This is a genomic window from Deltaproteobacteria bacterium (genome assembly GCA_016874775.1).
Taxonomy (GTDB): domain Bacteria; phylum Desulfobacterota; class Binatia; order Bin18; family Bin18; genus VGTJ01.
Genome location: VGTJ01000055.1, coordinates 24826 through 31133 on the forward strand (window position 1 = coordinate 24826; position 6308 = coordinate 31133).

The window sequence follows — 6308 nt, forward strand, 5'->3', positions numbered from 1 at the left end:
ATCCACATCCTCCTTAATAGGAATTATTCCTGGTTAGAAATGGAAGACCGAAGCCTTAGTGTCAACCCCCTCTCTCAACGTCGGTCGAGAACGTAGACCGTCAGAGTCGCGTACGCTATGACAGCACGCATGGAATATCTCATCATTGGCATTGGCGGTTTCCTTGGCGCGAATGCGCGCTACCTCTTGGGAGGCTGGATTACTCGACAGTGGGAAAGCCAATTTCCCTGGGGTACGACCATCGTCAATATCACTGGAAGTTTTCTTTTGGGAATACTGATGGCCTATCTTGCCGCACGGCCACACGCGTCGCCGTATTACCGACTCTTCTTTGCTATTGGGTTCCTTGGCGCCTACACAACGTTCTCCACGTTCAGCTACGAAACGTTGCGTCTCGCGCAAGACAACAGCGTTGGGGCTGCGCTGTGGAACATGATTGGCAGTGTTGCCCTGGGACTTGTCGGTGTCAGTCTGGGAGTCTGGGTGGGAAAGGTTGTTATGGGAGACCTGCCCGTGTGAGATATAGGCATCCGATTTGCGATAGAGACGCCCGCAGCGCAGACCACTGGTCCGCTTGAGATCGGTACGCTGACTCCTGGATTCTCCGATGTGACCGTGATAAAGAGCACCTCCGATTAAGGAACATATTGCGATGACATCGATTCCGACACGATGGACAGAGCCTGAAACCGTGACCGTACGGCCAGAGGCCGTGCTGGATCTGCAGATACTTGAGCCGTTCTTGCGCGCGCGATTGCCGCAGACTGATGGCCCGCTCAGTGTTGTGCAGTTTGCTGGTGGTCGAGCGAATCTCACCTACCTCATCAGTTTTGGTCCGCACGAATATGTCCTGCGTCGCCCTCCGAGTGGTCCACTGGCCCCTGGCGCGTATGACATGGCACGGGAGTTCCGCGTGCTCTCCGCCTTGTCCCCCGTTTTCCCGCCTGCTTCACGAACGTTCTTTTTTTGTGACGATGTCAGTGTCTTAGGAGCACCGTTCTTTGTCATGGAACGACGAAAAGGGTTAGTCATCCATAAAGAGATGCCCCCAACGTATCTGAATCAGCCTGCGTTGTATCGTCGTTTGAGTGAAGCAATGATCGATACCCTGGTCGACTTTCACGCTATCGATTACAAGGCAATCGGCTTAGAGACACTCGGAAAACCTGACGGCTTTGTCGAACGACAAGTCAACGGTTGGATCAAGCGTTGGGAACGAGTGAAAGAAAGCCGTGAGATCCCGCTGATGGACGAGCTGGGACGTTGGCTCTTAGCGCGGATTCCCCCTTCCGCTGCGCCGACGCTCCTCCACAATGACTATAAACTCGACAACATGATGGTCGATCCTGACGACATCGCTCGCATCATCGCTATCTTTGATTGGGATCAATGTACCTTAGGAGATCCACTTGTCGACTTGGGCTTACTGTTGAATTATTGGACGGAGGCCACCGATTCGCCGGAACGAAAATACTTATCACGAGCCCCACACGACTTACCGGGATTCTATACCCGAGCTGAAGTGGTCGAACGCTACGCGCAAAAGAGTGGACGTGATGTCAGTGCCATTCCGTTCTATGAAACGTTCGCCTTGTGGAAAACCGCAACTGTGTGTATGCAACTTTTTGTACTGTATCAAAATGGGCAACTCCAAGATGAAATGTTACATGACTTTAGCCAACGCTCGGTCTATCTCGCAGAAGCCGCCCATGATGTTGCCCAACGTTCCTCTTTGTAACATTGACAATCGTACGTGAATGGAGGTTCTATGGCAGAAGAAGATTTGCGCGCTGAACTTGAAAAACTCAAAGCCGAGAACGCAGCCTTAAAGTCTCGCAGCTCAAAAGGCATCTCACTCAAGGTCAGCGAAAAAGGTGGCGTCTCGGTCTACGGTCTCGGACGTTTTCCTGTCACCCTGTACAAAGAACAATGGAGCAAATTGCTGGATATGGCAGACGACATCCGTTCTTTTATGCAGGAACACGAGTCCGAACTGAAAACCAAAGAATAGCGAACCAACATAGAACCAACGGTCATGCCCCTGTGCTGACCGTTGATTCGTGGTATCAATCAACAACATGCAAAGAGCCAGCCTTAGCGCAAATGTGCCCCCCGACGCTCGTACTCCTTCCTGTTCCTTCTTGCTGTTCTTTTGCTCCTCACTCAATGTGCCCCCCTTCGGCCTCCAGCGAGTGTACCACCAACTGCAGCGACGCAAACGACGGAGTCACTAGAAGGCCCTCCCCGTTCATCCGAAGAGCAACTCGAACTCTTCAATCGTAGTCTTGATCGAGCATAAGATCCGCGGCTAACACAAACACGACTCAACTGAGACTGCGCTTGACAGTAAGAATGGGTTCTTCAACGATAGACAAGCTGTTAGAACCCGTGATGGAACCATGACCTGCTGAGATCGACGTTGCCACATCTCCGGGATGCACACGATGACGGTATATCGACTGACAAACGCGCTGCGCTTTCCTCACCCTGAACAAGCAAATCCCGATGGCCTACTTGCTATTGGTGGCGACCTGCGTGTCAATCGTCTTCTCCTTGCGTATCAACTCGGGATATTTCCGTGGTACGAAGACGACACGCCGATCTTGTGGTGGAGCCCACCGCAACGATGCATTATGAAACCTAGTGAGTTTCATGTTTCTCGGAGTCTCCAGCGGCTCCTGCGCCAGGGGCGTTTCGTGGTGTCATTTGATGAAGCGTTCCCTGAAGTGATTCGTGCCTGCGGAGAAGCACGTATGGCTCAAGGCCAGGGCACGTGGATTACTACAGAAATGGTTGATGCGTACTGCGCATTGCATGATGCCGGATTTGCCCATTCCGTTGAGGCGTGGAGTGACGGCAAACTCGTCGGTGGCATCTATGGGGTGAGCCTCGGACGCGCGTTCTTTGGCGAATCGATGTTTAAGCATGAAACCAACGCCTCGAAAGTAGCCTTCGCTACCCTCTCGCAACGCTTGCAAGAATGGGAATTTACGCTCATCGACTGCCAAATCACCAACCCACACTTACAACGTTTAGGCGGATATGAAATTCCCCGCAAAGAATTCTTGCGGCGCTTAGTGCACGCTTTAGAATTTCCCACGCGACGCGGGAAGTGGGGAGAACGATAATACTGGAAGGATAATTCACGATGTATGCCATTCGTGTGTTGGTCGCGTTTACGTCTTTGCTAAGCCTGGGCATGTTCGTCACGCTCCCTGTGAGTTGGTCACAGCATCGACATGACCATTCTCATCGTCCACCCCAGGGAGCTGCGCATGATCATCGTTTCAATAACATCGATCAGGCCGTAGCGATGTTCGAAAGTGCCGAACGCGACGCCTGGCAAAAACCCGATGACGTCGTAAAAAACCTGCAACTGCGCAGCGGCGATGTCGTCGCAGATATTGGGGCCGGCACCGGATATTTTACCCGGCGCTTCGCTGTTGCTGTCCGGCCTCAAGGCAAAGCACTCGGTCTCGATATTGAACCGACGATGGTCACCTACATCAACGAGGATGCGAAAAAACGTAGCCTCACCAACCTGAGCGCCCGACAGGTTCCCGCCAATGATCCGCAGCTTGAGCCGAATTCCATCGACGTCGTATTCATCTGCGATACCTATCATCACATGCAAGAGCGAGTAGCGTATGTCCGCCGGTTAGCACAGGCGTTGAAGCCTGGTGGACGTGTGGTCATCGTCGATTTCCATAAACGCGAACTGCCGCTCGGTCCACCGATGGAATGGAAACTGGCGCCAGAAACCGTAACCGAAGAGTTTCGGCAAGCCGGGCTTCAGCTCACGCGTTCGGTCGACTTTCTGCCATATCAGTACTTCTTGGAATTTACGCATCCCCCCAAGTAATTTCTAGCAAGACGTAGAGAAACCGAAGCCACGTTTTCCCAAGTTGCCGCGAAGCTGGCATTCGCGGGGTGGATTTGCTAAATCGGTCCACGGAAGATTGGCACAGCAGAGTTGTCACCCTGAGTGCAACGAAGGGTCTCTCAGAGAGATTCTTCGCTCCGTTCAGAATGACCCGTCCGCAGGGCTCTCGCGTACAGTGTACGAATGTTCTGTGGTTCGATTTAGGAGTCTGCTCGGCTGGAGGAGAGATTTTTTCTGGCTGTGGTTCCATGTCAACGGAGGAAAGTCATGGTACGAAATTGTCACTGGCAAATGGTCCGACGGGAGTTACTCTTCACCGTTCTTGCCCTCCTTATCCCGTCCCTCGCAACCGCCGCAGACACAACTCCATCACAAGCAGGCCAGGCGATATTTTCCGAGAAAGAAGTGGCCTACATCAAAGCGCAACGAGTGGCTCGACTTGCGACGGTCTCTAACAAACACCAGCCTGATGTTGCGCCAGTGTCCTTTGAGTTCGACGGCACCACTTTCTTTGTTGGCGGACGTAATAATCCAGCAACCATGAAGTATCGCAACGTCAAACGGGGAAATGGCAGAATCGCGATCGTCTTCGACGACTGGGAATCGCTCACGCCGTGGAAACCGCGCTCAATCAAGATTCATGGCACGGCAGAACTTGTCAAACGCACAGGGTTGCTCGGCGAAGGGGAATACTTGCGCATCACACCAATAGTGAAGTGGAGCATGGGAGTTAACGAGCCTGCGTTTCAGGATGGCAAGGCAGTAATCAAAAAAATCGTCATCCAACCGGCGCAAGCAACCCCTTAGCGCAACCCAAGTTGCTTCATGAGACGAGAGAGATTCGGGCGCGGCAAACCAAGTCGCCGGGCCGCTTTGGTTTGGTTGCCGCCGTTTTCATCTAATGCCAATTGAATTTGTTCACGTTTGACGGTTTCAATGGCTTCAGCCAGAGACGCAAACTGACGCGTTGGTTGATACGACTCTAGCGTCGCTAGGGGAGACACACTCTGCTGTCGTAGTTCACCAGGCAGATCGGCAACGCTCAGGACTGGCCCTTGCGATAAGACCGTGGCACGCTCAATGATGTTTTGCAATTCACGCACATTGCCGGGCCATGCATATTGTTGTAGTGCGGCCATCGCGGCGGTATCGATCATCAGCCTCGGACGTTTCATCTCATCACAGTAACGAGCTGTGCAATGCTCAATCAGGGCGGGTAAATCTTCACTGCGCTCGCGTAACGGTGGTAAGGTAATGGGCACGACATTGAGTCGATAATAAAGATCCTCGCGAAACTGCCCTTGCTGCATCGCCTGCCGTAAATTGCGATTGGTCGCGGCAATCACGCGAACGTCGACGCGAAAATCTTTGACCCCACCAACGCGTTGAAATTCTTTTTCTTGCAAAACACGGAGGAGCTTCGCTTGTAGATTTGGCGCGAGGTCACCAATTTCATCAAGGAAGATTGTCCCGCCATCGGCCAACTCAAACTTTCCTCGCTTCTGCGCAATCGCTCCGGTGAAGGCGCCTTTCTCATGACCGAACAGTTCGCTCTCAAGTAATTCTGGCGTGAGCGCCACGCAATTCACTGCCACAGAGGGCTGCTCTACGCGTGGACTCCATTGATGAATGGCACGGGCAATGACTTCCTTGCCGGTCCCACTTTCCCCAAGCAAGAGCACCGTGGAGTTTGCTACTGCAGCGCTCCGGGCCACATGCAACGCCTCTTGCATTGCTGGACTTGAACCGCCCACCAGGCGATAACGCTCGTGTACCACTTCGGCAAACGCGACTTTCGCTTTCTGAATTGCTGTCGCAGCTTTGGTCCGATACAAAGCCGGCGTCGCCAAGCCGCCAAAGGCCGCTAACAATTCCAGATCCGTTGGCTGAAACCCACCGACCGCAGCCGTATTCAACACCTCGATCGCACCAACAAGTCGACCTTCATGGCGCAGCGGCGCACACAGCACCATCTTTGTTCTGAATCCGGTTTGCCGATCGATCTGTCCAAAGAAGCGGGGCTCAGTTGCGACATCGTTGCAGATCACGCCTTCACCATGAGCCGCTACCCACCCAATGATGCCTTGCCCAAGAGGAAGGTGAACCTCTTCGAGTTTTGCGCCACCTAACGTAAAAGCAAAAGAGAGTTGTTGCGCATTCTCATCAACGAGCGCAATACTGCACGCTTGCGCAGCAAATAGACGAAGTGTCGATTCGAGAATCGTTTGCAACAAGTCCTCTGGTTCAGTCAGCGTGAGAAGACGCTGGGTCGTCTCGATCAACGCCGTCAGTCGTCCAACATGTGTTTCGCTCTGCGTTAGGCGGTGGCAGGAAACAACTTACCGCAATAGTGATTGACCGGAGTGGAGAGCCTCTGCACAAGAGCAGGGATGAGAGACGAGACCATTGTGTGCTGGCTTCGGTC

The 6308-nt window shown here is 53.1% G+C and carries 7 protein-coding genes; 6 read left to right on the plus strand and 1 reads right to left on the minus strand.

The genetic code is table 11. The features are described from left to right. The first annotated feature begins 129 nt into the window (after positions 1–129). The 6 genes from crcB to FJ147_11520 all read left to right on the plus strand — a co-directional run bounded on the left by crcB (position 130) and on the right by FJ147_11520 (position 4690). Positions 130–519, plus strand: coding sequence for a fluoride efflux transporter CrcB (gene crcB / locus FJ147_11495; protein ID MBM4256503.1), 390 nt, complete (start codon positions 130–132; stop codon positions 517–519). Between the two features lie 133 nt (positions 520–652). Continuing rightward, positions 653–1738, plus strand: a complete 1086-nt coding sequence (locus FJ147_11500; GenBank protein MBM4256504.1) for a phosphotransferase family protein — start codon at positions 653–655, stop codon at positions 1736–1738. 30 nt (positions 1739–1768) lie between these two features. Continuing rightward, positions 1769–2011, plus strand: coding sequence for a hypothetical protein (locus tag FJ147_11505; protein ID MBM4256505.1), 243 nt, complete (start codon positions 1769–1771; stop codon positions 2009–2011). 433 nt (positions 2012–2444) lie between these two features. Beyond that, the gene (locus FJ147_11510; GenBank protein MBM4256506.1) at positions 2445–3128 is read left to right on the plus strand and encodes a leucyl/phenylalanyl-tRNA--protein transferase; all 684 of its coding nucleotides are present in this window, start codon (positions 2445–2447) and stop codon (positions 3126–3128) included. Between the two features lie 20 nt (positions 3129–3148). Next, positions 3149–3862, plus strand: a complete 714-nt coding sequence (locus tag FJ147_11515; GenBank protein ID MBM4256507.1) for a class I SAM-dependent methyltransferase — start codon at positions 3149–3151, stop codon at positions 3860–3862. A 288-nt stretch (positions 3863–4150) separates the two neighbouring features. After that, positions 4151–4690: a PPOX class F420-dependent oxidoreductase gene (locus tag FJ147_11520; protein MBM4256508.1), complete on the plus strand. Its 540-nt coding sequence runs from the start codon at positions 4151–4153 to the stop codon at positions 4688–4690. On the opposite strand, the gene FJ147_11525 is transcribed toward FJ147_11520, so the two are convergent. Continuing rightward, the gene (locus FJ147_11525; GenBank protein MBM4256509.1) at positions 4687–6165 is read right to left on the minus strand and encodes a sigma-54-dependent Fis family transcriptional regulator; all 1479 of its coding nucleotides are present in this window, start codon (positions 6163–6165) and stop codon (positions 4687–4689) included. The genes FJ147_11520 and FJ147_11525 overlap by 4 nt on opposite strands. Between the last annotated feature and the right edge of the window lie 143 nt (positions 6166–6308).